This is a genomic window from Massiliimalia timonensis (assembly GCF_900186585.1).
In the GTDB taxonomy this organism is placed as follows: domain Bacteria; phylum Bacillota; class Clostridia; order Oscillospirales; family Ruminococcaceae; genus Massiliimalia; species Massiliimalia timonensis.
The window spans coordinates 236,552-263,138 of sequence record NZ_FYDD01000002.1 but is presented as its reverse complement, the minus strand read 5'-3'; the positions used below and the strand labels follow the sequence as shown (position 1 = coordinate 263,138).

Annotated in this window: 23 protein-coding genes and 3 pseudogenes; 7 read left to right on the top strand and 19 right to left on the bottom strand. The window is 45.9% G+C overall.

The window, feature by feature from the left end:
• Positions 1 to 122 precede the first annotated feature (122 nt).
• Positions 123 to 1,040 (bottom strand): nucleoside hydrolase, encoded by a 918-nt coding sequence (locus CIB36_RS01310; RefSeq protein ID WP_093987815.1) that lies wholly within the window; start codon positions 1,038 to 1,040, stop codon positions 123 to 125.
• Between the two features lie 266 nt (positions 1,041 to 1,306).
• Between CIB36_RS01310 and uxuA the strand changes: the two genes are divergently transcribed.
• The gene (gene uxuA / locus CIB36_RS01305; protein ID WP_093987814.1) at positions 1,307 to 2,347 is read left to right on the top strand and encodes a mannonate dehydratase; all 1,041 of its coding nucleotides are present in this window, start codon (positions 1,307 to 1,309) and stop codon (positions 2,345 to 2,347) included.
• A gap of 264 nt (positions 2,348 to 2,611) precedes the next feature.
• Here uxuA and CIB36_RS01300 read toward each other — a convergent pair whose 3' ends face one another.
• Entirely contained in the window at positions 2,612 to 3,958 is a 1,347-nt protein-coding gene (locus tag CIB36_RS01300; RefSeq protein WP_093987813.1) for a sodium-dependent transporter, read from the bottom strand.
• Positions 3,959 to 4,252: 294 nt separating this feature from the next.
• The gene (melA, locus tag CIB36_RS01295) at positions 4,253 to 5,575 is read right to left on the bottom strand and encodes an alpha-glucosidase/alpha-galactosidase (RefSeq protein ID WP_093987812.1); all 1,323 of its coding nucleotides are present in this window, start codon (positions 5,573 to 5,575) and stop codon (positions 4,253 to 4,255) included.
• A gap of 122 nt (positions 5,576 to 5,697) precedes the next feature.
• Here melA and CIB36_RS01290 point away from each other — a divergent pair, with 122 nt between their 5' ends.
• Entirely contained in the window at positions 5,698 to 6,525 is an 828-nt protein-coding gene (locus CIB36_RS01290; RefSeq protein WP_158662538.1) for an AraC family transcriptional regulator, read from the top strand.
• A gap of 79 nt (positions 6,526 to 6,604) precedes the next feature.
• Here the strand turns inward: CIB36_RS01290 and mutT are convergent, their stop codons facing one another.
• On the bottom strand, positions 6,605 to 7,021 hold the full coding sequence (mutT, locus tag CIB36_RS01285; protein ID WP_093987810.1) for an 8-oxo-dGTP diphosphatase MutT: 417 nt from the start codon (positions 7,019 to 7,021) through the stop codon (positions 6,605 to 6,607).
• 293 nt (positions 7,022 to 7,314) lie between these two features.
• Between mutT and CIB36_RS01280 the strand changes: the two genes are divergently transcribed.
• The 3 genes from CIB36_RS01280 to CIB36_RS13190 all read left to right on the top strand — a co-directional run bounded on the left by CIB36_RS01280 (position 7,315) and on the right by CIB36_RS13190 (position 8,461).
• Positions 7,315 to 7,677 (top strand): hypothetical protein, encoded by a 363-nt coding sequence (locus tag CIB36_RS01280; protein ID WP_158662537.1) that lies wholly within the window; start codon positions 7,315 to 7,317, stop codon positions 7,675 to 7,677.
• 123 nt (positions 7,678 to 7,800) lie between these two features.
• On the top strand, positions 7,801 to 8,304 hold the full coding sequence (locus CIB36_RS01275; protein WP_158662536.1) for a hypothetical protein: 504 nt from the start codon (positions 7,801 to 7,803) through the stop codon (positions 8,302 to 8,304).
• 4 nt (positions 8,305 to 8,308) lie between these two features.
• The gene (locus CIB36_RS13190; RefSeq protein ID WP_158662535.1) at positions 8,309 to 8,461 is read left to right on the top strand and encodes a hypothetical protein; all 153 of its coding nucleotides are present in this window, start codon (positions 8,309 to 8,311) and stop codon (positions 8,459 to 8,461) included.
• Positions 8,462 to 8,637: 176 nt separating this feature from the next.
• Here CIB36_RS13190 and CIB36_RS01270 read toward each other — a convergent pair whose 3' ends face one another.
• The 5 genes from CIB36_RS01270 to CIB36_RS01250 all read right to left on the bottom strand — a co-directional run bounded on the left by CIB36_RS01270 (position 8,638) and on the right by CIB36_RS01250 (position 12,734).
• On the bottom strand, positions 8,638 to 9,216 hold the full coding sequence (locus CIB36_RS01270; RefSeq protein WP_093987807.1) for a TlpA family protein disulfide reductase: 579 nt from the start codon (positions 9,214 to 9,216) through the stop codon (positions 8,638 to 8,640).
• 13 nt (positions 9,217 to 9,229) lie between these two features.
• Positions 9,230 to 9,892, bottom strand: coding sequence for a cytochrome c biogenesis CcdA family protein (locus tag CIB36_RS01265; RefSeq protein ID WP_093987806.1), 663 nt, complete (start codon positions 9,890 to 9,892; stop codon positions 9,230 to 9,232).
• Complete coding sequence (locus tag CIB36_RS01260; RefSeq protein WP_093987943.1) at positions 9,880 to 10,092, bottom strand: DUF6132 family protein; 213 nt, start codon at positions 10,090 to 10,092, stop codon at positions 9,880 to 9,882. The genes CIB36_RS01265 and CIB36_RS01260 overlap by 13 nt, the downstream gene beginning before the upstream one ends.
• Positions 10,093 to 10,778: 686 nt before the next feature.
• Positions 10,779 to 11,789, bottom strand: coding sequence for a LacI family DNA-binding transcriptional regulator (locus CIB36_RS01255; protein ID WP_093987805.1), 1,011 nt, complete (start codon positions 11,787 to 11,789; stop codon positions 10,779 to 10,781).
• 168 nt (positions 11,790 to 11,957) lie between these two features.
• The gene (locus CIB36_RS01250; RefSeq protein WP_093987804.1) at positions 11,958 to 12,734 is read right to left on the bottom strand and encodes an alpha-L-rhamnosidase N-terminal domain-containing protein; all 777 of its coding nucleotides are present in this window, start codon (positions 12,732 to 12,734) and stop codon (positions 11,958 to 11,960) included.
• Between the two features lie 394 nt (positions 12,735 to 13,128).
• On the opposite strand from CIB36_RS01250, the gene istA reads away from it, so the two are divergent.
• Positions 13,129 to 14,697 (top strand): IS21 family transposase, encoded by a 1,569-nt coding sequence (gene istA / locus CIB36_RS01245; protein WP_093987803.1) that lies wholly within the window; start codon positions 13,129 to 13,131, stop codon positions 14,695 to 14,697.
• Positions 14,687 to 15,430: an ATP-binding protein gene (locus tag CIB36_RS01240; protein ID WP_093987802.1), complete on the top strand. Its 744-nt coding sequence runs from the start codon at positions 14,687 to 14,689 to the stop codon at positions 15,428 to 15,430. Before istA ends, CIB36_RS01240 begins: the two co-directional genes overlap by 11 nt.
• Before the next feature lie 207 nt (positions 15,431 to 15,637).
• Here the strand turns inward: CIB36_RS01240 and CIB36_RS01235 are convergent, their stop codons facing one another.
• The 10 genes and pseudogenes from CIB36_RS01235 to CIB36_RS01190 form a co-directional block, all read right to left on the bottom strand.
• Entirely contained in the window at positions 15,638 to 17,521 is a 1,884-nt protein-coding gene (locus tag CIB36_RS01235) for a glycosyl hydrolase family 18 protein (protein WP_093987801.1), read from the bottom strand.
• A 164-nt stretch (positions 17,522 to 17,685) separates the two neighbouring features.
• Positions 17,686 to 18,027, bottom strand: coding sequence for an RNA polymerase sigma factor (locus CIB36_RS01230; RefSeq protein WP_456085487.1), 342 nt, complete (start codon positions 18,025 to 18,027; stop codon positions 17,686 to 17,688).
• A gap of 456 nt (positions 18,028 to 18,483) precedes the next feature.
• Positions 18,484 to 18,638 (bottom strand): annotated as a pseudogene (locus tag CIB36_RS01225) (cysteine-rich KTR domain-containing protein).
• A gap of 26 nt (positions 18,639 to 18,664) precedes the next feature.
• Positions 18,665 to 19,681 carry a sensor histidine kinase gene (locus tag CIB36_RS01220; RefSeq protein WP_093987799.1) on the bottom strand — a complete coding sequence of 339 codons (1,017 nt, stop codon included), beginning with the start codon at positions 19,679 to 19,681 and terminating at the stop codon, positions 18,665 to 18,667.
• Between the two features lie 2 nt (positions 19,682 to 19,683).
• On the bottom strand, positions 19,684 to 20,349 hold the full coding sequence (locus CIB36_RS01215; RefSeq protein WP_093987798.1) for a response regulator transcription factor: 666 nt from the start codon (positions 20,347 to 20,349) through the stop codon (positions 19,684 to 19,686).
• An 82-nt stretch (positions 20,350 to 20,431) separates the two neighbouring features.
• The gene (locus CIB36_RS01210; RefSeq protein ID WP_093987797.1) at positions 20,432 to 22,993 is read right to left on the bottom strand and encodes an ABC transporter permease; all 2,562 of its coding nucleotides are present in this window, start codon (positions 22,991 to 22,993) and stop codon (positions 20,432 to 20,434) included.
• On the bottom strand, positions 22,983 to 23,669 hold the full coding sequence (locus CIB36_RS01205; RefSeq protein WP_093987796.1) for an ABC transporter ATP-binding protein: 687 nt from the start codon (positions 23,667 to 23,669) through the stop codon (positions 22,983 to 22,985). Before CIB36_RS01205 ends, CIB36_RS01210 begins: the two co-directional genes overlap by 11 nt.
• A gap of 143 nt (positions 23,670 to 23,812) precedes the next feature.
• Positions 23,813 to 24,127 (bottom strand): annotated as a pseudogene (locus CIB36_RS01200) (TnpV protein).
• 326 nt (positions 24,128 to 24,453) lie between these two features.
• Positions 24,454 to 24,807, bottom strand: a pseudogene (locus CIB36_RS01195) (VirB4-like conjugal transfer ATPase, CD1110 family); the annotation flags it as partial.
• Between the two features lie 461 nt (positions 24,808 to 25,268).
• On the bottom strand, positions 25,269 to 26,570 hold the full coding sequence (locus tag CIB36_RS01190) for an ABC transporter substrate-binding protein (RefSeq protein WP_093987795.1): 1,302 nt from the start codon (positions 26,568 to 26,570) through the stop codon (positions 25,269 to 25,271).
• Positions 26,571 to 26,587: the final 17 nt, after the last annotated feature.

Here is a 26,587-nt window from a genome sequence, read left to right as displayed (position 1 = left end):
TTTTTCGAATAAATATGACGAATTGATAAAAGTTTTTGTCAAATTCTGTTTTCTTCTGTATTCTTTAGAAAGACAAAGTAAAAAATGTCTTTCTTGTAAAAACAGACTAGCAAGCTGCATTTTTATTTCGCCAGTTTTGCAAACAGGTCGGTGAAGATCTTGTCCCGATCCACATGATAAATATAATTCATAAAATGCCGTGTTTCATCCTGCGCATAGTGATGGTCATATTCTGGGATCGGCGCATGGACAAGTTTTCCCTCCATAAACGATTCGTCCAGCAGCCATGCCACCGGCGTAATGTCCCAGATCACCCGCGTCCAGCAGCCTGTCTGTCCACAGATCGCCGCTTCATCTACCGTATGCGCAACCAAGTAGTCACACAGCTTATTTTTGCCTCTCAGCCAATAGTCCAGTTCCGGGCCGCTGGTAGCGCAGTTGGAAACCACACCGCTGCACGGGAGCTGTACAAAAGCAGCCCCGCAGCCAAAAATGATCCGTGCGGCCGCCACATCCTGATACAGGTTAAATTCTTTGTTATTCGGCCAGTTATGCGCGTTTCCTCCCAGCCAGACAATGACGATCCGGTCAACGATCTGCGGGTTTATCAAAATAGCGGAGGCAACATTTGTGATCGCCCCAATAGCCAGTACGTAAAGCGGATCCTCCTCCGTATATTCCATAGCGCGTTTTGCCAGATCCTCCGCAGCCGGGGAAACCACCGGTTCGGTTTCACTTGGAAGATAGCGTTCCGATCCCCGGTAAACCAGCGCTTTCAGATCCTGCCGATCCATCAGGTCGAACAGGTTCATGATCTCCTGATAGCTTTTCTCCATACCATCAGCAGGGCCAGAGGAATGATGATTGTGAAACGGGGCCGCATATACCGCTTTCAGGTTCAGTTTATCATCGGATTTCACCAGATATGATAAGGCAAATTGGTCATCGATCTCATTGTAGGTATCGGTATCCAGTACAACGTCAACTTTTCCTTCCGGACGTCTCAGCCGCCGGATTAATTTTTCATCCATGTGTTTCATGAGGTATCTACCTTTCTTTTCTTCAAATTGTTCATTTATTATACTCTGTTTTGCGGCAGGCTGACAAGGCATGTCCCGAAAGCGCAAAAACTTTCATGACTTTACCTAATTTCTTTGCCAAGGATTGTGTAATATCACAAAGAGCGCCTCTCCCGTTTCAGAAAACACCTGTCGCCTCTAAGAACGATAAAATTGACTTTCCCAATCCTTCCCTTTATAATACAAGTAACCGTATAAATACATAGATTTTTGGGGAGGAAATTTTTATGAAGCTATCCTTTCGCTGGTATGGGCCGGATGACGCCGTACCGCTGAAATTTATCCGCCAGATTCCCAACATGCACGGTATTGTTACCGCAGTATATGATACGCCTCCAGGTGAGGTTTGGCCCCGGGAAAGCATCCAAAGCCTGAAACAGCAGGCACAGGAAAACGGGCTTGCCTTCGAGGTAGTGGAAAGCGTGCCCGTTCATGAGGAGATCAAGCTAGGAGGAAGCGACGCTCCCCGTCTATTGGAAAACTACTGTGAAAATCTCCGGCGTTTAGGGGAAGCCGGAGTCAAGGTAGTCTGCTATAATTTTATGCCTGTTTTTGACTGGCTGCGCAGCGATTTGAATTTTGCACTGCCGGATGGTTCCACCGCGCTGAGTTACCAGAACCAAACGGTGCAGCAGATGGACCCCACCAGCGGTTCCCTTTCCCTGCCCGGCTGGGACGAAAGCTATGGCAAGGAAGAGATGAAGAGGCTGATCCAACGCTGGCAGATGTTGACCGAGGAAGACCTGTGGCGTAATCTGGAAATATTTCTGCGCACTGTAGTCCCTGTCGCGGAAGAATCCGGCATCAAAATGGCTATCCACCCGGATGACCCGCCGTGGAGCCTGTTTGGCCTGCCAAGGATCATCACCTGTGCGGAAAACGTACGGCGTTTATTCTCGATTGTTGACAGCCCATCCAATGGGCTGACCCTGTGCACCGGTTCATTCGGGGCAGGGGCGCACAACGATGTGGTCAAAATGGCGGACGAATTCGCCGGGCGCATCCCGTTTGTCCATCTGCGCAACGTTTGGCGCGATGAGGAGAAAAACTTCTATGAAGCGCCCCATCCCAGCAGCTGCGGCTCGCTAGACCTGTATGGCGTTGTCAAGGCTCTGGTCAAACACGGTTTTGACGGCTGGGTCCGGCCGGACCACGGTCGGATGATCTGGGATGAACAGGGCCGGCCCGGCTATGGGCTTTACGACCGCGCATTGGGGGCGGCATATATCAACGGGCTGTTTGAGGCGGCAGAAAAGGAACTGCAATAAAGCTTCGTGAACCGTAAAACGAAAGACAGAAATAGTTTATCACCATAGGGGCCTCATTGATGTCGCTGTGCCTATGATAGATAAATCTATTTTCCATATTCCGAATGTCATTTATATTCCGTTAGCTGTGGTAGGGATCGTTTTAATTTGGGCAGGAAGTTCTAATGGTAAGGCAAAACGGCAAAGCCCAGTTTGCCTGCGCATTTAGAATATTTCCGAACACATGGAAAGAAGCGAAGGGGAGCATGCTCCCCTTCGCTTCTTTTATCCGATCCCTTGGAATACGATCCCTAGTACAAACACGACTGCGGTCAGCCCGCAGAAAACAACCATAGTCATCGGTTCCAGCCATTTTCCGATTTTTCGTTTTCTCCCCTTTTGCAGTTCCTTGCGTGCAAATTTGGGGCCGAAGACCCAGTAGAACATGATCCCGGCCATCCCGGCGCCCAGCGGACAGATATAAATGGAAACCGCGTCCATCCATTCGCCCACGATCGCCTGAATAAACAGGCCGACTAAGGTACCGATCCCCAAGATCACGGCAACTGCCTTGGCACGGGTGAAATGCAGCACCTCCTGCAAGGTGGCGATCGGCGCTTCAAACAGGTTGATCAGAGAGGTGATTCCTGCAAAAAATACCGCGATAAAGAAGATAATGACCAGTATTGTTCCTCCCGGCATCCCTTTAAACAGGTTGGGCAGATGAATGAACATCAATCCGGGACCCCCGTCGAACAGGCTGGTTCCAGCCGAAGCCATTGCAGGAATGATCACCAGCGCCGCGAGCATGGCCGCTAAGGTGTCAAACAGTGCCACCTTCCAGGCTGAGCCGATCACATTCTCATCATCCCGCAGATAGGAGCCGTAGATCAGCGTGCCGTTCCCTGCCAGCGACAGCGAAAAAAACGCCTGCCCCAATGCATAGACCCAAGTGACTGGATTCTTGATATTTTCATCGATAGAAAACATGTACCGGTACCCATCGATCGCGCCGGGCTGGAACAGCATATAAACGGCCAGTCCTACAAACATGGCAAAAAACAACGGCATCATGACCTTGTTGACCTTTTCGATCCCCGTGCTGATCCCGGCGATCATAATGACAGCGACCAGTAACAGTCCAATGATCTGCCATAGGTTATTCCCAAAGCTGGAGGCCATTTCCCCAAAGGAAGCGCCGAATTCATCTACGTTTTTCGGAGCAAGGGTAGAGCCGGTAAAGGAACCGACGGCATATTTTAAAATCCATCCCATTACCACCGAATATCCGATCGCCAGCGCCAGAGAACCCAGTACCGGCACAGCGCCTAATATCTTTCCGATCCTGCCGTTCCAGCCACGGGACTCTACCGCTTTTTGAAACGCGTCCATCGGCCCGGAACGGGTCGCGCGGCCAAAGGCCATCTCCCCGATCACACCGGAAAATCCGATGATGATCACAAACAAAAAATAAGGGAGCAAAAACGATCCTCCTCCGTACTTTGATACGCGGCTGGGGAACATCCAAATATTTCTCATCCCTACGGCAGAGCCGATACATGCCAAAATATATCCCCAGCGTGATACAAAGGAATCTCTTTTCCCCTTTTGCGCTGCAATGTCCTTTGTCATAATGTTACCCCTCTTCTTTTCATCTGTCTTGTATTTTTGTCCCAGTGTCTGCTTTATCTTATCAAAGCAGATCGCGTATTCATTGTATGCTATTTTCCAATCCCTGTCAACGTTACGCTAAACCGCTTCAATCATTTCAGCAAGGCGCGCTTTTTAAAACGTCCCTTTTGTAATTTTGTCGCCGTACAGCCTGCCGCAGCTTCTTGGCAGGCTGAAAACAAATTTTCCCCTAAAAAAAGAACACCGCCCCTTTGCTGGAGCAGTGTTCTTTTTCTAGGTCAGTGTAGTTCCGGCTTACCGGTACATCTTCATGTAATCACCGTGTGCTTCGATCAGTTCATCGCACATTTTTACAATATCGTCAATGTTCAGTTCTGCCGCAGTGTGCGGGTCTAACATCGCCGCCTGATAAATGTATTCCCGTTTCTTAGTTACAGCCGCTTCAATGGTCAAAAGCTGGACGTTGATGTTGGTCATGTTCATGGCTGCCAGCTGTACCGGCAGTCTGCCGACCCGGCAAGGGTTGATGCCGGTGCTGTCCACCAGGCATGGCACTTCCACGCAGGCGTCTGCCGGCAGGTTTTCAATGCTTCCGCGGTTGAGTACATTCCCGCCGATCTTATAAGGCTGATTGGTAACTACCGCCTCCATGATATAAGAAGCATATTCCTTGCTTCTTTCGTGGGTGATTTTTCCATCTTTTAAAATATTGGCCTTTTCTTCGTCCCATTCCGCGATCTGTTTGACACATCTTCTTGGGTATTCATCCAACGGAATGTTGAAACGGTCGATCATTTCCGGATAACGGCTCTTGATAAAGAGCGGATTGTACTCTGCATTATGTTCGCTGGACTCAGTGCAGTAATAGCCAAGATGCTTGATGTATTCGTAACGGACCATATCGTCGTGCTTTTCAGAAGCGTTTTTCTGGGCCGCGCGTCTGCGGATTTCGGGATACAGGTCGTTTCCGTCTTTATCTGTAATACTGAGCAGCCAGCCCATATGGTTAATCCCGGCGATCGTTTCGATCCGACCCTCCAGCTTATCCTCCATACCCAGATTTTTCAGCAATGTTTCCGAGCAAACCTGAACGCTGTGGCAAAGCCCTACCGTTTTCACGCCAGTATAACGCTGCATGTAACCGGATAAAATGCCCATAGGATTGGTGTAATTTAAGAAGATCGCATCCGGGCAGACTTCTTCCATATCGTCCGCAAAATCCTGAAGCACGGGAATGGTGCGCAGCCCGCGCATGATCCCGCCAATCCCCAGCGTGTCTGCAATGGTCTGTTGCAGGCCGTATTTCTTCGGGATCTCAAAGTCGATGATCGTGCAGGGGTCGTATCCCCCTACCTGAATGGCGTTTACCACAAAATCAGCGCCCCGCAGCGCTTCTTTCCTGTTTTCCACCCCTAAATAGGTTTTGATGTTTACCCGTCCCTGATTTGCATTTTTGTTTATTGCATCAAGGATGATTTTAGAATCCTCCAGGCGGTGCGGATCAATGTCATACAGCGCGATCTCACTTTCGCACAGTGCCGGCGTACACATGCAGTCACCCAGGACATTCCTTGCAAATATAGTGCTTCCCGCACCCATGAAAGTAATTTTAACCATCTTGAATTCCTCCTTGTTTTTGTTGCTATCTACTGTTTTGTATTATATAATGGAAAGGTAGGATTTAATATCTATTTTGTTTCTAAAAATTGTTAATTTGTTGTATAGGAGGCATGGTTCCCATGTACCCAAATACCGGTTCCCCATTTTCCATATATTTCTGCGGAAGTGAACAATGTGTACCCGGTCATTTTTTCGGCCCGGCAGTCCGTACGCAGTATTTGATCCATGTCGTTTTACATGGGGCGGGTATCTACCAGCGAAACGGCCAGACCTACCGCCTTCATGCCGGAGATGCCTTTTTGATCTTTCCGTTAGAGTCCACCTATTACCAGGCGGATCAGAACGATCCATGGGAATATGCCTGGATCGGATTTGACGGTACCATGGTGCCCCTTCTATTAGAAAACACCTGTTTCCGCAATTCCTGTATCTATCGCTGTCCCGACAGCCCTGACGCCAAAGAGTCTGCCGCCCAAAGGGTCCTTGCCGCCCTGCAGACCTTTCATGGCGGCAACAATCATTCTATTTCCTTGGCCGGTGATGTCCTGAAGCTATTCGGACTGATGCAGGAGGAGTCCGTTTCCTCTTCAGAAAGCTATTCAAAGCAATATCTGGCAAAGGCCAAGGAATACATGGAAAACAACTTCAGCTATCATATTCGTATTTCCGACATCGCCAGCTTTGTAGGGATCGACCGGACTTATTTGTACCGTCTTTTCATGGAGGAGGAGCACCTCTCCCCGAAGCAGTACCTGTTTCAGTTAAGGCTGCGAAACGCGACCAACATGCTGCGGGACCCCCGTTATACAGTTACGGAGATCGCCTATTCCTGCGGCTTTAAAGATGCCTCCGCCTTTTGCAATTATTTTAAAAAGGCCATGGGGGTCACCCCACGGAAATACCGGCCTGATTTAACGCTGGAAAAAACGCCTTCTGAGCACCGATGAGCGTTTTTGGTCATACTCTAAAAAAACCGGACAAGCCGATTCCTTGTAGGATCGGCTTGTCCGGTCGATAGCGTTTCCCCTAAAAGCCGCGGTGTGTTGTTTCTCGGACAGGTAGGTTTTGAAGCCGTTCTAAGACATCCTTGTTGGCCGGGCAGAAATCATAATGGGGAATCTCTTCCTTTTTGATCCACCGAATGTCCTGATGCTCCAATTTTTGGGGCGTGCCCTCTTTGATATTTGCTTCAAACAAGGTCAGATGAACGATCGCGTCTGGATAGTGATAGGTCACCTCCCAAAAGACATCCCCTACCGCAACAATGACCCCAAGCTCCTCCTGACACTCCCGGACCAGGGCCTGTTCCTTTGTTTCCCCTTGTTCCACCTTTCCGCCTACAAATTCCCAAAACAATGCAAGGGATTTTCCCGCAGGCCGCTGACAAATCAAAAAGCGGTCCTGTTCCTTGATCAATGCCGCTACAACCTCTGTCGTATCCATCGTTTTTCCCTTTCTGTTCCCATGATTTTTTCATCTGTATACTGCCCACATTATAGCACAGCTTTACCGGAGAAAGCAAACCAAAAGCTTTGTTCCACAAACTATTCCGAGGGGCTTTCTTTGATTGCCAGCCCGCATTCTTTTTGTTATAATGAGGTCAATGAAAGGGGAAATGTTAAATCAAGAGGAGATCAATCAGGCCCAATATGGGTGTTTTCTAATCATTCCGTTGAAAATACGATGCTGACAAGCTTCAATATTCACGGCTAGAAGAGATCGGAAGTTATCAGCCGTTGACCACAATGGACCTCAACGAAAATATCAAGGCCATGCTGGAACGCTCCAATGAAGCGACGGTCGGTTCTTGTTATATCATTAAATGCCAAGATCTCACTTCAAAGATCTGTGATACCCTAAAGCCTGTAGACCTGCAAAGATCCCTTGTTTCTGACAATGAGGGGACTTATTCGTTTGAACTGGCCTCTTCCTACCTGTATCTGTTCCATACACAGGTCGCTTTCCTCTGCTTAAGCCTGTCCTTTACGCAGCTGGAGGCGCTGAAGCCCATCTGCAATCCGGGGTTCGCCTACAGCGCCGCCGTCTTTCAATGGATAGACGGCTCCGGGGAAAGACATCCCTTTTCCATGGAAAACTAGCTGGCAGATTTCTGCACGCCGCTTGGCCTCCACAAGTTTTTTGACGGTCCCTCTTCCTTTTTGCTAGACGCCTACGCTTATATTTTTGCAATGGTCCCAAAGCGTTTTGACACCCTGGAGGAAATGCAAAAAATCACCTTTAACCTGCACAAAATGATGCCGCTGGACGCACCGATCGAGGATATGTCTGAAGACGATATTCGTTACGTTTATGCGGTGAAGCACCAATCGTTCAACACCTACCGGTGGGGATGCTGTGTCGCTTCACAGGCGATCTCCTATGTAGTCGCGAATGAAGCGATGGATTGGGCCGCAGAAACGCAAGCGCAAGCCAATGACGGGCTGCCGGTAGTATTGTTGTCCTTATACGAAAAATATACTTGCCTGCGCTTTACTGAATTGATCACCCATCTGGAAAAAGGGCAGATCAAACGTCTGAAAAACCTGATGTTAAAATTCCAGGCATTTGGAACAGTGACACCGGCAAACCTATCGCGCTGGCATAATGTCAAGCAAATCTACGCACATCTGCTGGAAGTAAACGACATTCCCAGCAATCCAAGACATCAGCAGCAAACTGAGCCTCCTGATAGAACACCAGCAGGAGATCGAACGGGCACGCAATGAAACTGTGATCAACATTATCACCCTCTTTGGGATCGTCTCTATTCTGGCGTCGGTATTGTCCATTGTACAGATCCTGTCTGGCGGCGACGCGCTGATCTGGGTCTCTACGATTCTGACCACGATCATACTGGTACTTGTTACAGCGGCCGCCGTCTGAAGCCGGCGAAAATAGAGTAGTAAACAAAAAACAGGACATGATAGCGAGGCATTCTTTTAGCGCTTTCATTTAGAACAACGAAACCGTTATGATGTCTAAAAAACAAAAGGGCTGGATTTGGAACTCAAAAAGGAGTATCTAAATCCAGCCCCTTATTTCATTTTCATGCCGGTTATTTATGGGACGTATATCATATCAATCCCCTTTTGGAGCGTTTCCCCATCAATCGCCCCGGAAGCCTGCGCGGTCAGATATCCATCCTTATCTATAAAATACGTGGTTGGCAGAGAATAAACACTGTACGTAGTTGCCGCATCTATGCTCTGGTCATATAAAACCGGAAAGGAGAATCCCTCCTTGTTCACGTAGCTACTTGCAATTTCCAGAGTTTCGCGGCTTCCATCCGTCATATTGACCATTAAAAACTCCACGTTTCCCGCAAGCTCCCTATATTTCTCGTCAAACTCCGGCATCTCGCTTTGACAGGGGCCGCACCAGCTCGCCCAAAAATTGAGTACGATGGGCTTTCCAAAGTAATCCGACAACTGTACTTCACGGCCGTCTTTGTCATAAACGGTAAAATCCGGCGCCAACTGTTTTTCCTGCCCAGAAGCTTCAGAGCTGCTGTCAGTCTGCTGTGTCCCAAGCTGTTCCGGTTGGAAACCTTCACTAAATTTCGTGTAAAGCAGGTAGGCGCCGCCAAGCAGTAGAATAAATGCCAAAATTATGATGAGCAGGATCTTTTTGTTTTTCATACAGTAATCTCCCTTAGCTTAATAGGCTGAGCAGCCGTCCCAACAATCCGGTCGCCATAAAGACGCCAATTATGACAAGCAGGCCGCCGCTGATCATATTGATCACTTGATAATGTCTTTTGATCCAGTGAAACGCCGACTTTAAATAGTCGATCAACACAGCACTCAGAACAAAAGGGATCCCCAGCCCCAATGAATAGGTCAGCAGCATAAAGGTCCCTTCCAATACATGTCCTTGCTGTGAGGCAAGCATCAAAGCCGAACCGAGAAAAGCGCCGACACATGGCGTCCACCCGATGGAAAAAACCATGCCAAACAACAGAGTCGAAAAAAATCCCATATCGCGGGTATCCATTTTATGATTGATCCCCTTGAACAAATTCAGCCTGAAAACACCGAGAAAATTCAGGCCGAAACAAATGACGATAAGCCCGGAAATAATATTCACCGCGGTCTGATATTCGCGCAAAAATCCTCCAATGGTTCCGGCAAGGGCGCCCATAGCCATAAAAACAAGGGTAAAACCGAGAACGAATCCAAGCGCCCCGGTTACAGTTTTCTTCATCCTTCTTTCTCCCCCGCCTGCGAAATAGGAGATATAGATCGGCAGCATCGGTAAAAGACAGGGAGAAATAAAGGTAATGATCCCTTCTAAAAAGGAGATTACATATTGCATGTTTCACTTCCCCCTTTTGAAAAGACAGCAGATAAAATCCCACCGACAAGCCCCATATACCCCATTGTGAGCCATAGGTTCGAGGTCAGCGGGCACGAACCGTTTTCGCAGCCAACCAAGTAATAATATACCAAGCCAACTATTGCGCCGCCTATGATGAACAGGATCGGCCGAAGGAGTTTCCGGAATTTTATTTTCATGCGCATAGTCTCTCTTTCTATGATATGGTTTATAGCATATCGGAAAGCAATATTGATTTCTGTGATTTTATCACAAAAAATTTTCTGCCGGATTATTTCGGCAGAAAATTCAACCATTATTTGTGCTTTCAGGTATGTCAGTATTAAGACCATTTTTTCTTTTTATGTAAGAGGCATATGAGGTCTTAGTTTCACAAAAAGCATTTTGGGTATCCGCATCCAACAGTATCGGGACTGCTACACTAGGCACGGCGTTACAGGTGTTTTTTATCGTTTTCGTTGGTTATGTTGGCGCAAGACAGGATTTTGTGGGACGAAAAACACTCAATATTCTTTATATTATTACAATGCTGTTTAACGGCGGGTGATCCCGACCTATATTATCGTAAAAGAAACAGGTTTGATGAACAATTTACTGGCTATTGCAAGACTGCTGGATAAGGTGATCTGCGGAGAATAAAAATTCCCCTTGTTTCCGCTCATAAGGGCAAAAACATCAGCAAATGCACGGCACACCAAAACATTGACCCCTGTCACATTTCTAAATACACCAATTCCAAAAGCTGACCAATAGAACAAAGCGGCGTCTCCAGCTTAAAAAGTCAGGCGGAAACTCCACTTTTTTTGTTCCTCTTCTTGGCTTTAGAAAAAATCAAAAAGAATCGTTGGAATGCTTCATAGCATTTTTAATGTGGACAAGAAGATTCACGTATCACGAGTTTAGGCTTGAGAAGAACTTTTTCAACCGGGGTATTGGCATCAGATAGTAAGTTGAGCATAGTGGATACAGTGCGCTGACATATTTGTTTAATCGGCTGATGAACGGTAGTAAGCGGTGTCTCCAGTACAGATGCATACAGCAAATCGTCGTATCCTGCAACAGATATATCTTGTGGAACCTTGATATGTCGCTCTTTCAAACATTTCAATACGCCCATAGCCATAAAATCATTAACCGTTAAGATGGCATCAGGACGAAATTGTGATAATACATGTTCCGTTGCCGAATATCCGCCTTGAAAAGTTACTTCATCGGCAACGATCCAACTGGATTGATGAGAAATACCAAGACTGCGATACGCGGAAAGGTATCCTTCCACCCGAAGGTTAGAAACCGGAACAGAACGGTTCCCGACTAAGTAGGCAATACGGTGATGGCCATTTTCTAACAGATATTTGGTAAGCTGATAAGCGCCATCGCTGAGATCTGTCATTACACAAGGGGCTTCTATATTGGGATAATATGAAGTGATAAAACAAATTGGGATATTTAGATTTTGTAATTTCTGATAATGAAAGGTGTCAGGTGTAGGGTTATGGGAAGGAACTGCAATTACTCCATCTACGTGCAGATCAATAAATTTTTGTATGATTCGTTTTTCTTCGGAAATACTCCCTCGTGAAATCCCCAGCACAATATCGTAGCCGTGATGTCCAAGTTCTTCCTGAATTACATCAATCATATTACCGAAAAAAGGATTCGTGATATCGGTTACGATCAAGCCTACTACATTGGTCTTTTTCCCGGTAAGAAATCGGGCATATCGATTAGGCTTATAGTTTAGTATTCTAGCTGCTTCTAAAACTCGCTGCCTGGTATCTTCGTTTACGCCAGGCTTCCCGTTTAATGCCATGGAAGCAGTTCCGATGGAAACATGGGCTGTACGAGCAACGTCTTTAATAGTAGATTCAGACATAAAGAACACCGGCTTTCTTGTGATTCAAAACGTTTCAAATAATTTATTATATAGTTTAACATAAAAGTAAAAATATTACAATAATATATCTACTATTTTGTTTAAATAATGTAAATATAAATCAAATAATGGTAAAAATCGACTCATTAATAATATAAAACGTTTTAGTCATAGTGAATAGAAAATACGGAATATACATTTTCCCGAGCTGACCAGACAGCGTACTGAGACAAAACCCGTAATATTTTCACCGCAATCATAGATTCTCCGGTCCTTTTCGGTATACACTAATTGGGGCGTAACCGAACGGATTATCTTATCGGCCGGACAATTCTGCCGGTAAAAATTGGTTTCCGGAGCAGGCACCTGACACGCAGGTTTCCATGCACTGTCGTCAAATCCTGACAGCATCCAGCCATCCTGTTTTTTACGCAGGTCGTGCAGTTCCCCAAAAAATAAGTTGTTTTCAAGGATCTCACTTTCCGACCATTTCATCTCAGAGTCACTGTAAAACTGCAAAGTTTGTCCGGCTTGATCTGTTATCAGCAGTTCAAAACAAAGCTTGGGAAAACCATAGTCTAAATCCCCCTCTTCGGTGCGTCTGACCTGATGATACCAGCCGTTTCCCAGCATCACCCCAATGGTATTGACTCCCTCGTTCAAATAAGAGGATACGTCATATTCCAAATAGTAGGTACGGTAGTTGGAAAGCTCATCCTGCAATGGATACAAAAGCCTTCTATTCTCTCTTTTCTCATAGTTCGTCCAAACGGGAACAAACAAGTCATCGCTGACCTTTTTTCCATTTAGATATAATTCAAAAAATCCCAATCCGCAAATTGAAATTTTAGCTTCCTTTACTGACCTAATTGAAAATTCACGGCGGAATATCGGAGCCGTACAGTTTTGATCGCCGGTAATCCAAATAACATTTTTAAAATCCATCGTCCTTCCTCCACCATCTTGATCTTTCTGAATCAATCTCACTATATGCCGACTATAAGAACAATCACACGGCAATGACTTTATGTCCTATTTTTTACTAAATTTACTAGAATCACAAATTATCCTAGGTCCGGGGATTGGAAGTTCAAATTTAATCACTTTTTTACTTTTGGATATCCCGTTTTGACAAAAAAGAGTAAACTGAATATTTCACGCTATGAGGGCCATCGATACGCTTTTGAGATCCACCAGTACACATAAGTGATCCACCATTGATCAGTTCATGCAATAGATCCGCCCCGATGCCGAGAGGCCAGGTTTTTACTTCAGCTATTCTTTTGTAGAATCTTTATTGGAGAAATAGTCTCCGATTCTATGAAAGGAGGCCGAAAACATGGCCAAAAAGATTAACGTGAAGCTGATACTGGAGCTTCGCAGTGCCGGGATGGGGCGGAATGCAATCGCCGCCAGCAGGCACATTTCAAAGAACTCTGTCGGTGATGTGTTCCACATCGCTGACAGGATGGGCATATCCTATGAGGACATCGCCCAGATGGATGAGGATACGGTTTACCGCAAGTTTTATCCGGACAAGTTTGCCCTGGAAAGCTTGTATGACAAGCCGGATTACGAGTATGTCCATCAGGAACTGAAACGTACGGGCGTGACGCTGAAGCTCCTTTGGCAGGAATACCAGGACAAATGCAGGGCGTCTGGCAACATTCCCATGGGATATACGAAATACTGCCAGGGCTACAGCGAATACACGATTGTAAACAAGCTTACGAACCACCTGGAACATAAGCCCGGCGTTGCTGTGGAGGTAGATTGGTCAGGGCCTACCATGACCTATGTCGACACTTCCACAGGGGAGATCGTAACCGTATACCTGTTTGTAGGGACACTGCCCTACAGCCAGTACTCCTACGTGGAACCCTGCCGGGACATGAAGATGGACAGCTTTATCCGCGCCCACATCCACATGTATGGGTTCTTCGGCGGGGTTGCCACGCGTCTTGTCTGCGATAACCTGAAGACGGGCGTTGTATCCCATCCCAGAGAAGGGGAAGTTGTCCTGACTGCGGATTATGAAGCCCTGGGCAGCCACTACCAGACAGCCATCATGCCGGCAGGCATCTGTAAACCCAAACAGAAAGCTTCCGTGGAAGGCACAGTGGGGAAGATTGCAACAGCGATCATCGCACGGCTGAGGAACGAGACTTTTTACAGCTTTGAGGATCTGAAAGCTGCCGTTGCAAAAAAGCTCTACGGCTTCAACCACGAGAGTTTCCAGAAACGTGAAGGGAGCCGCTATGACGCTTACCTGGATGAGAAGCCGTTCCTGCATCCACTGCCGTCTGTCCCTTATGAGATCGCCACGTGGGTCTATGGCAGGAAGGTAAACATCGACTACCATGTCGTCTTTGAGTATAACCGGTACTCTTGTCCTTACCAGTACGCCAGGAAGAGTGTTGACCTAAAGGTTACGGACAGCACCGTGGAGATCTACAGCGGTTCTGCTCGCATAGCCACGCATAACCGCTTCCCGGCTGGCCGGAGGAACCAGTATTCCACCCATCCGGAAGATATGCCGGATAAGTTCAAGTTTTCCCCATGGGATGATATCCGGATCAAAAACTGGGCACGATCCATCGGCGATTATACGGTACAGGCGATTGACCGTATCTTTGAGGGGGTTCCCATAAAAGAACAGGGCTATAACCCTGCGCTGGCCGTCCTGAGACTGAGCAACAAATACTCCGAAGCGCGCCTGGAAGCTGCCTGTGAGTTTGCCATCACCAGCGGGATTAAAAAGCCCCGTTACCACCATCTTAATTCAATCCTTGCATCCAATCAAGATGAGATTTACGTAGAGCGCAAAAAAGCAAATGCAAAGGACCATTCCCAGATGGGATACCTGAGGGGAAGCAGCTATTACGGAGGTGGCAGAGATGATCAATGAAGAGACCAGGCGCAAGCTGCGTGAAATTAATCTGGGCGAGGCAATCAAAGGGCTGGAGGTACAGCAGGCGGATCCTGCGACAATAGCCCTGCCCTTCGATGAAAGGATGCAGCGGCTGGTGGACTACATTTACCAGGAGAAATACAATGGGAAGATACAGCGGCTGATCAAGTCAGCAAAGCTCCGTTTTCCGCAGGCAAACCGGCAGGGAGTCATCTATGCCAGCCGCGGATTAAACAGGGAGCTCATTGAGAACCTGTTCAGTGGCCAGTACATCGGTTTGCACCAGAGCATCATCCTCCAGGGATTTACCGGTTCAGGGAAGACCTACCTGGCCTGTGCCCTGGGAAAAGAAGCCTGCCTGAACCATGTCAGGGTACGGTATGTCAGGCTGCCTGATCTGCTAATGGAGTATGGGGACTCCACCGTAGTTGCCGGGAATCAAAGGAAGCTGCTTGAACGTTACAGCCGGATACCTCTCCTGATACTGGATGAGTGGCTGGTGTCTGACATATCGGATGCGGAACTCTACTTCCTGTTTGAACTTATGGAAAGGCGCTCGGATACAACCTCTACCATCTTCTGTACACAATACCGCAAGGATGACTGGGTGAAACGTCTGGGCGAAGGAGTACGGGCAGAAGCGATTGTAGACCGTTACGCATACACAGCCTTCTGGATTGAAACTGGCAGCACCAATATGAGGGAATACTGTGCCAAGCATAAAAGGTAAAAAACACACCGGTGGATCCCAAAAGCGTATTGCTGGGTCTGAGAGAAAAATCAGTGGGTCTGAGCAAAGCTCAGACCCGGATCCCTTGGCGTGAAATAATCATAAACCCTGAAAACAACTTCAGTACTAGCTTTATGAAATAAAAAAGAGGTCCGAATTTGGATATCTCATTTTTTGAGTTCCCAATTCCGGCCCCTTTTCATCCAATTATTTGGGCAATTTTAAAACCTGCCCCGGATAAATCGTTTCACTGTTTAGATTATTAAGTTTCATAATCTCAGTATAACGACTACCGTATCCCAGTTTCGCTTTGGCTATTTTCCATAGTGTATCTCCACGTTTGACAGTATATTCCGTATAAGACATTTCTGGCTTAGAAAGACTTTCAGTTCCGGGAATCTTTAACTTCATACCAGGTGTAATATAGTCAGATGACAGGTTATTTAACTCTACAATCTCCGGATATCGTTTTCCTGCTCCCAAAAACCGTTCCGCTATTTTCCATAACGTATCCTCGGACTTCACTTCATAGATAAAATATTCCTGAGAAGGAGGTTTGACCTCGGGAGTAGATTCTTGAAAGGACAGATGATTTGCAGAAAGATATCCAATTTCTCCATTAGTAAGTTTGACCTGATAAACGTCCTTTTTATATTCCAATACTGAAACAGCTGTTCCGCCGGAAAGCGTTGCGACAACTTTGCCTTTTAAATTTGGGTTCTTGTAAACAGAAGCCTGTTTTATCTCTTGTTTGATCCATGCATTAACAAAGTCGTTTTCAGAAGGAGGAGTAACCGAATCGTCCGTATCAGGTGGAAGGGGGGAGGGATCAGTGGAAGCAGGTGGAAGTGTTCCGTCTACGCTAGTATTTTCTCCATCAATCCAGTCTTCATAATGCTCCCAGATAGAAGGATCCTCTTGCCCTAAAGACCAGGCACCAGCTCCCTTTAAATTATATTTTTCAATTAAGTTTAGTTTAGACTGATAGGACTGGTCATTTTCAAACCAGATAACATACCTTCCAGGCTGCAAGACAAAATCCCCACCAACAGTAAAGTGGCCGCTTGACTCAGTAACGGTAACTTCTGCTTTAACAGCTTGATTTTGCTCATCATAGGTGATTATTGACTCACAGTTTTCCAATATCTGTTGAATAGTTTTGGTACTAACCCCTTTTCCCGTAATCCGATTGCTGTCGAGTCCCCAAATACGGCCATAAAATGGAACCCCAACAACAATTTTATCCGGCGAGGTTTTACTCAAAGCATATTGAATAGACCGTTCCACGAAGTCGATACTAGCTACTGGACCGGCTGTGCCGCCTTCGTAATGTTCATCATATGCCATAATGAGAAGATGATCGGCATATTTTGCAAGTGCAGTATAATCATAGGAACCATGCCAGCCAGTCTGCCAATTATTCGGATTTGCCGCTACTGCAACAGAAATTTCTTTATGACTTGGGATTTTTTCACGCAAAAGCTTTACTAGCTGCGTATACTGATCTTTTTGTTCGTGGGTTACATTTTCAATATCTACATTAATCCCGTCTAAATCGTATTCTTCTATATACTCGGCAAGCTGTGTAGATAATGAATCGACGTCTTTTAAGGCATTCATTCCTGCAGTGCGGTTCCAATGGTTGCTTAAAAATGGAACAACCTTTATTCCCTTGTCGTGCATACTTTTAATAAAGAATGGGCTAAGATAATTTAACTTCAAACTGCCATCTTCACGCAGGTCAAAATAGCTGGGCGAGACAACATCTAAGGCATTGTTTGATTGGTCAACATATGCGATTTGCTGATGGTCGGTACCACCGTATAGATACCCCATTGTATAACGGTCTGTCGCTGCAAAAACATTTATAAACGCTGGGAAAGCCAGCGTGGTAACTAGCACACCGGAAACCAGAATCTTTACACTTTTTATTCTTAGGTTCTTAATATGCGAAAAAAGAGATTTTGGGAGTCTTTGTTTTTCCGCTCTAATGTCAAATTCTTCTGCAAATTCTACATCATACTTTTCATAATTGAGAATAAGGTCATAGGTTCCGTCTTGATTAGAAATCAATTTGATCGATGGATACAAGTAGATTCACCTTTCCTTTCTGAGTCTAAATGGCCATATTGATATTATCTGTTGCTAAATTGAAAATATTATATGAGAAGAAAAAAGAGAATATTTAAAAAGATGTATTTTAAAAAACACATCTTTTTCTTTCTTTTTAGCAGGAAACAGCAGGGCTTTAGATACTATAAGCATTTTCTCAGCTTTTTCCGCAGATGGTCTAACCTTGTATAGACAGCGCCCGCCGATAAATCAACCATCGGCACAGTCTCCTTTAAGGAATATCCCTGCATTTTCTGCAGGACAATTTGCAGGGCACGCTTATCCACCGTAAGCAATGCACGGTACAGGTTTTCGTCCTCGATTTCATTCAGTATATCCCAAACTGTATTGACCTCCATAGGCGTCTCCTGCATGGTGGTTTCCGCTATGTATTCCCCAATATCATTCAAGCGTGTGTAAAAACCGTCTGTCGGAATTAAATTCTTCCCTGTCAAAAGTGCGAATTTCATCAATCGTTTCTTCATCAACGCCGCACTTCCGTAAAATCTTTTCTTCTTTCTCTTTTCAGAGCCGCCATCTGCGCTCTGCCTTTCCGTGATTGTATGCCACTGTTCTTTACCTCCAATCTGAATTTTTTGAAAATCCAGATTGGCAGGCGCAGAGCGACACCCAACGCCAGAAACAGACTTGTCCTGTCTCTTGATAAAAAGCGACAAAAGAAAAACCGCAAAGACTGTCAGGCCATTGCGGCTATGAGAAGTAAAAGCTCTTTTATATAGATATTTGACATCTACTTTTAGCGCGTAAAAGAGCCATATCAGAACAAGGATTTTTTTAACAGGTTATCCTCGTTTCTGTCTGGTAATATGTAGAACGTCACATGAATTAGCGGCAGAATAGCAAATGAAGAAAGACGCAAAAAATCCCTCCAAACTCAAAACGGATTTGGAGGGAGCATTAGGGCATAGCAATACAGTCCGTCAAAACTCCGTTTTTTTATATGGCGGACTGATTATAGTTTCTCGTTTGCATTAGGACAGTAGAGAGGATAATTCTTCAATACGGTATCTTCTCTAATTCTGTCACGAGTTTTATTTTCGCATACAGGACATAGTACCCAGTGTATTTCCTGCATAATATTCCTCCTCCCTTTTTATATAGTTAAATCTTTTTCAAAAAGATCGAAAAAGTGCTGCCGTTTTCATCGGACGCCACCTTGATGTATCCTTTCTGCTTATTCACAATATCACGGGTAAGATATAAGCCGATCCCTACGCCGTCAACCCCCGCCGACTGCTTCCCACGGTAAAATCTGCCGAAGATTTTTGCCTGTTCTTCTTCGGGAATCCCAATTCCGTTATCGGATATATCCAGCCGCAGATAGGATGGGTATTCGGTGATTTTTAAACCCACGACGCCGCCGTCTGGCGTGTATTTCACAGCATTGTCAAGCACATTGGTAATGGCCTCCGCCGTCCAGTTAAAATCGAGCAGGGCCTCAAAGGTCTGTTCGCAGTCAAAGGTAATGATGATGTTTTTTTCCCTCGCCTTGGCATAAACCGTTTTTACCGCCTGCAAAACAATATCGTTCAGGCTGGTTCGTTCGGGTTTTAGACGGATAATGCCGCTTTCCAAACGGGACATTTTAATCAGGCTGTTTGTCAAAAAGGTCAGCTTTTCAAGGGATGTTTGCAGGGTGGCAATATATTCGCTTCTCTCCTCATCGGATAGCCCTGTATCACCGAGCAGCTGTGCAAAGGTATTCGCCGCCGCTACCGGCGTTTTGATTTGGTGGGAAATATCGGAAATCAAGGTCTTGATGCGTTCTTTTTCCTGTGCCAGCATTTGATTCTGCGCCGTCAAAATGTTGCGGAGTTTCAAAAGTTGGTGTTGCAAGCGTGCAGTCAAAGTATCCTCGGCTTCTGAAAAGACAGTCCGTTCCTGTTGTTCCACCAAAGCCTCAATGAGCAGCGTAATATCTTCTAACAGAGTATCATTATAGCGGTTGTACAGAAAGTCCAACAGAAACAACAACCCGCATAAAAGCACAAAAGCGGAAACGATAAAAAGCATACGGAAAAGGATGTCCTCCATAAAAAAGAACACACCGATAGATACCGCCGCTGTGGCAGTACCTACAATTAAAATTAGTTTTCTGTAAATTCCAAAATGCTTCATCGTCATTCTCCAAAAGTGTAGCCCATACCAAAAACCGTCACAATGTATTCTTGATTTTCATCATTCAGTTTCTGCCGCAGCCTCTTAATATTCACACGCACCGTATTGTCATCAACAAAGTTTCCGTCTATATCCCAAAGCTGTTCTAAAAGCATTGCCTTTGTAACAACCCTGCCCCTGTTTTCCATTAGATAAAGGAATAATTTGTATTCCGTTGAGGTCAAGTGTATTTCCTGCCCTTTCATCAAAACAAGGCATTTTTCTTTATCCACTTCCAAATCCCGGTATCGGACGCGGGCAGCTCCGCCGCCCGTCCGTTTTAAGACCGCCAGCACCTTTTTTCGCAAAACCTCAATGGGAAAGGGTTTAGAAATATAATCATCACAACCTGCCGAAAAGCCGGAAAGCATATCTTCCTCGGTGTCGTTGGCAGTCAGGAACAAAACAGGTGTTTCAGAAGTTTCACGGATTTTTTCACAAAGGGCAAGACCGCTGCCGTCGGGCAGGTTAATATCGAGCAGGAACAAATCATACTTTTGTTTTTGATATTGCTGTAAGGCTTCCAGATAACCATAGACTGCCGTAACCGTATGCTCGTCCTTTTTTAAGGCGATAGAAATTCCTTTGCTCAAAATTTTGTCGTCTTCAAGGAGAAAAATATTTGCCATAGTCGCAGAACACACCACCTTCCTCAATATATAGAGTTGCAGGAACAGGCGCAGCAACGCTGCCTCCGTCCCGCAAACTCACTTAGTTATCAAAATTGTGCAGTCGCTCAATGACCGTTTCATCAGAAGTCACCTTGTAAACAATGGCGGGAACACTCAAACAAATTACAAAGATTGCCGCAATCAAACCGATGACAAGCGCAACAGGATACTCAAACACCGCATAGTTTGCTATGTGGGGAACGGCGTCCGCTACCAGCAGCAAAAACGCATTGCCAAAAGTCATAATCAGCAGAGTAGAAATCAAAGCGTAAACACCGCCTTCCAAGGTCAGTATCTTCATAATCTGCTTTTTCGTTGTGCCGATGCTTTCCATAATGGCAAATTCATTTTTCCTTGCCACGACACCCGTCAGCATCACATTGACAAAGTTAATCAAGCCGATAACAATGAGCAGAATCGCCGCACCATTTCCTAACAGATTGACAGAATAGAACATCTGATTAAATTGTTCTTTCTGATTAATGGCAGATTTCATCTGCCATTCCGATGTGGTCAAGGTGCTGTTGATGGCCTGCAATTCGCCGTCAATCTGATCTAAGTCGTTAAAATCTTTAATATTCACACCGATTGCGGAAATGATCGGTTCTTTCGTCAGTCGTTCCATCCCCGCTTCGCTGACAAAGATGATATTCGGCACAATTTGAATGTCTTTGCGTCTTCCAATACTATCGGAAAGATTATTCCCATAATCGTCATAGTAAAAAGCTCCGCCGATTTTGAAATCGGTTGCCTTGCCGTCAGTGCTGTCGGCGGTCAGCGTCAGTGTTTCACCCACTAATGCGGCATTGGGCGCATTATATTCGGTATCTTTTCCTGCAATCGCTGTTTCGCCACGCTTGAATGCTTCCATGTCAATGGGCGTATCCGGATGCTTGGCATTGTATTCTTTCAGCGCCTTGTCATCGTCAAGCGTTGTGATATAGCAGCCGTACTCACCGGATTCAGCATACCCTTTCAGCGCCTCTATCATCTGTTCATAAGACTGCCCTTTGGACTTATATCTGCTGTCCTCATATTGGATTTTCATAAAGCCTTCCAAAGCGGTTTCATCAAAGTCAATGCCCGCCCAAACGGTCTTTTGAACATCCACATTTTCAATACCATTGACTTGCTTGATCTGTTCCACAAAATGTTCGTCAAACTGCGGTACTTCCTTGTTGGGCTGTTCGGGCTGTTCAAACTGGATATCGTTGTACTCAAAGTGATAATCCATATATTCTTTAATAAAGTTTTCGGCGGTCATACTTCTTATGACTCCGTTTACGCCTAAAATCATTGTGATACCCATAAACAAGGACATAAACACAAGGATCGCGCGCTTTCTGTCACGGAATACATTGTGGAACGCCATCATGTGCAGCTTTCCGCCGTTGGTGGAATTTCTGCTTTTCGTTTTCTTCGGCGCGAAGTTCTGGAATTTCAGCGCCTCCACAGGCGAAATCTTTGCCGCCGCTTTTGCCGGTGCATTGCAGGAAATCCAAACTGTTACCGCTGAAAAGAGGATGGACAGAATATAGATCGACGGGTGGAAGAACACCTCGGCCTCCATGATCGACTTGCCCTGTTCAAAGCCCTCATTCAAAACAAGGGGGACAATTCCAAAGGAAACGGCGGTAGCTAACACAATACCAATCGGAATACCAATACAGGCAAACTTGACCGCTTGATTTTTTACCAGCGACTTGATCTGTGCCTGTGTTGTACCCAATGTTTTCATCAAGCCGTAAAAACGGGTGTCCTTTGATATGGAGATATACAGGACATTGTAAATAAGGAGATACCCGCTGCCGATGATAAAGAATACCAAAAGGGCTACCATTGCGATAACTGAACTGCTTGATGATTTCATCGAAACCGCACCGCTGAAAGACTGGTTTTCGTTTAATTCCACATCTTTTTGAATACGGTGAAAATCATCGGGCATTTTATTCAGCGACAAAGAGAGGATGCCGTCCTGTGCCATTGTATAGCCTGCGTTTTTACAATACGCCTCGGAAACAAAGCCCATTCCCGTACCTGTATAGGAATGAAACCAGCCGCTTAATGTGAAAGTTTTTTCCTGCTGACCGTTTTTATTATAGTAGGACAGCGGAATTTCCATATTCAGTTTCGGTTCTGTAATACCGAGCTGTGAAAGGGCGTCTTCCGACAGCATGATTTCATTTTCGCTTGCGGGATATTTGCCCTCCAAATCCTTAATGGTTTCCTGATAGTGTTTTTCCCATTCAGTGGTGTCGTAATACTGGAGCGCAATGGAAAGCTCACGCCCCTCGTCGTTCTCCTCGGCAACTGAACCGACCATATACTGCGTACCGACGGTTTTGACATAATCCAAGTTCCGGATCTGCTGTTCCTGCTCTGCCGTTGGCATAGCAAGGGAAACATCGGCGGTCGTACCCGCAGTACGCACCTGCATTAACTTCATATTTTCCATATAGTTAATGCCCAAACTGAACACCGTGGTGATCATAAAGGTGGTGAGGACGATTGCAAACACCGCAAACAGATTACGGGTGCGGTTTGCTTTCATCATGCCTTTTTCCACTCGCTTGACTGCGCTTTTATTCCGGTTAGCGTGCATACTTCACACCTCCCGAAACGACCTTTCCGTCCTCAATGCGTATTGTGCGGTCTGCCATCTGAGCAATTTCCTCATTGTGGGTAATCATAATGGTAGTCTGGTGGAACTGGCGGCTGATAGCCTGCATCAGCAGAATAACATCCATACTCGTTTTGGAGTCCAGATTTCCAGTCGGCTCATCGGCAAGGATAATGGCGGGCTTGGTAGCCAATGCACGGGCAATCGCTACACGCTGCTGCTGACCGCCGGACAGATTATTCGGCATATTTTTGAGCTTCTTTTCCAGTCCAAGCGTATGAATGATCTGCCGAACAAACTCCGTATCGGCTTTCGCCCCGTCAATCTCGATAGGGTACACAATATTTTCGTACACATTAAGGACAGGGAGCAGATTGTAATTCTGAAAGACAAAGCCGATGTTTCTACGGCGGAAAATGGTTAATTCCTCGTCTTTCATTTTCAAAAGCTCTTTGCCCCGAATTGTGACGCTGCCGGAAGTGGGGCGGTCTAACCCGCCGATCATATTTAAGAGGGTGGATTTACCACTGCCCGATGTACCGACAACAGCGACAAATTCGCCCTCGTCCACGGAAATAGATACACCGTCCAAAGCGTGGACTTCATTTTCTCCACTTCCGTATATCTTTCGTAAGTTTTTCGTCTCCAATATTGCCATAGCTAAAACCTCCAAATTTGTTTTGTGATTTTAGTATAGCATTCACTTCTTACAATCTCATTACAAACTATACTGCAATCTCAAATATAATATAAATTATAGGCAGTTTGAAACAAATCATCAACAATCATCGCTAATAAGTCTTAATTAAAAATAATCTCCCTTGCACACGCCCGTATGTTATTCATTCTCTGCACCCATTCTAAGGCATTTTCCGCCTTTAACTGCTCTGTGGATACCCTGCGCCTATTTCATCTGCTCCGTAAGCCTTTCCATGCTCTCCTGTGACTGCCCGTCGATGTTGGCAAGGTAAGCGTTCAGCCTGCCGCTTGTGGGTAGGGTTATGTAGACGGCTCTGCGGTACTCTTTCAGATACCGCAAATGTTTTTGCCCCCATACGCCTATGGGCTTCGTTCTGGGTGGGTACTGTGAGGCAAGGAAGAATAATCCCCTTGCATTTCCTACCTGAGAAAGAGCAAGCGTGACCAGATCCCCGCTGTTGTTTCCGATCCCGTACAGGGCAGCCGACCAGAGGCTTTGGTTCTCCAGCTTTAAAAGTTTGGCAGGCTGCCGGTCTTGCTCCGGCGTAAATCTGTATTGCTCCGCCGCAGAGTTCGCCGGATCATTCGAAGATACTGCGGTTTGTTCATCCGAGACAGCCTTTTCTTTCGACTTCAGCCATAGGTCCTTCATAGCTGTCTTGGGAGCTTTGGCAGCGCTTTCTAACAGCTTCGGTTTTCTCCGGCTTTTGTTTAATATCCTTCACCAGATTCCTCCTAACAGATTATACGCTCCGAAGCGCCTCATCTGGTTTGGTAGTCATAAGCTGGTAAAGACGGGGGCTGTGCGGGAAGCTGTTTTCAAAAGGAACGATGTTCCCGGCGCACCGGATCAGTCCGCATCCGGCTAATACATTGGTGATATAACCGAGCTGTGTTTCTGAAATGTTTAATAGCTTCGCCAGTTCTTCCCGGTCAGTTGCGGATTGGTTCCGCAGGATTAAAAACTCTGAGTTGGCCAGCATGAGGCGGGCAGTGTCGGAACGGAGGAGCTCCTCCACATTCCGCGTCAGCCCTGTCACCAGTCCGTTGTATTTCCTAATCCGCTTCCACAGCTTGTAGAAAAAGTCAGCGCTGTACTAATTTGGGCGTAACCGAACGGATCCTTTTGTCGACCGGACAATTCTGCCGGTAAAAGCTGGTTTCCAGTGCAAGCACTTGACGCGCGAATTTTCAGGTATTATCGTCAAATTTTGAGAGCATCCAGCCATCCTGTTTTTTACGCAAGTCGTGCAGTTCCCCAAGAAATAAATTGTTTTCAAGGATCACACTTTCCGATCATTTCATCTCAGGAACACTGTAAAACCACGTCTCGTTTTTACAAAATGCGTAAGCCTAGAAAAGCGGCTTAAATACTGGGTTTATAACATAAAAAAGATACTGACTTGGATAATCTCATTTCTGAGTCCCAGATCGCGGCTGTTTTGTTGCCCGGTAAGGAAAAAGGCAGGGATGCGGCATTGAAACGCCGCATCCCTGCCTTTTTAAGATTTTCTAAAAATGATGTTAATTTCAGGAGGATCGTCAATTAAGTATCCTGCTATTCAGCCAGCAATTCGTTGGCAAAGTCGGCCGCACCTTTAATCCCTTCTTCTGGAGATAATTCATTCATCATGACCATCTGCATATTTTTATAAAGATAATCGTTGATCTTAAAGGAATTTTTTACTGGCTTTTCAGCGATCAACTGATGAGAATGGTTTTCGTACAGATCCTGGAATACAGGGTTATCGTGATATTCTTCATCTTTTGCAACCGGCGGGAAAGGAGTCAGTTCGGTATGGAATCTTTCCATGCTTTCGCCGCTGAGCATTTTGCGCATCAGTTCAACGGTCAGTTCTTTGTTTCTTGCCGCGGACATCAATACCAGGTAGTCCGCAACCATCATGGTTTTCGCTTCCTGTCCATTCACCTCCAGACCAAGGATGTAACCCCAGTCTACCGTATCGATTGTGGAAGCGCTGCTGGTTGCCGAAGAAACAAACGCTACTTTGGAAGCCTTAAACATATCGCCGACATCGGGACCAGTCATACCGGTGCAGTTTTCGGGCATAACTTTATGCGTATATACAAGATCCCAAAGGAACTGGGCTGTTTCTACCCCTGCTTCATTTCCAAAATCAGCCTTTGTACCGTCGTCAGAGAAAAGCTGTCCCCCGGCAGACAGTAAAAACGGGGTGAAAATTTCCTGCATACAGCCGTAAGCTTTGTCCCCCCAGCCCTGGGCGTAGCCCCACTGGTCGATCTCGCCATCGCCGTCTTTGTCGATCGTCAGCTTCTTGCAGGCTTCTACAAACTCATCCCGCGTTTTTGGCGGCTGCACACCCGCTTCTTCCAACAGGGTTTTGTTATACAAAATAACCCTTGGGTTTCCTACAATGATCGGAAGACCGTATTGCTTACCCTGAATAAATCCCTGCTCTAAGTAAAGGAAGTTGTCCCGGTCGGCGTCTGTTAAGTAAGGGCCAACATCCTCGATTCCATTTGTGTTGATGAATTCCAGCACCATATCCGCATACATATACCCTAAATCCGGGCCGTTTCCAGAGTTTACACCGGAAAGGTACTTATCCGGGTATGCTTCCCAGCCAATTATCTGGCATTCAACTTTCCCGCCGGTTTCCTCTGTGAATTCATCAAAGGTTTTCTGCCACACAGCTTTATCCAAAGAATCTTCCGTACCATATGGAGGCAGCCATACACGAACGTCTTTGATGGTGTTTTCTTCTTTAGACTGGCCGCTTTCATTTCCGCCAGTCTGTCCTTTTCCGCAAGCCGCCATACTGCACATCATTGCACCGGTTAGTAGCAAACAAAAAATAGTTTTCAAATGTTTTTTCATAGTAGCACACTCCTTTG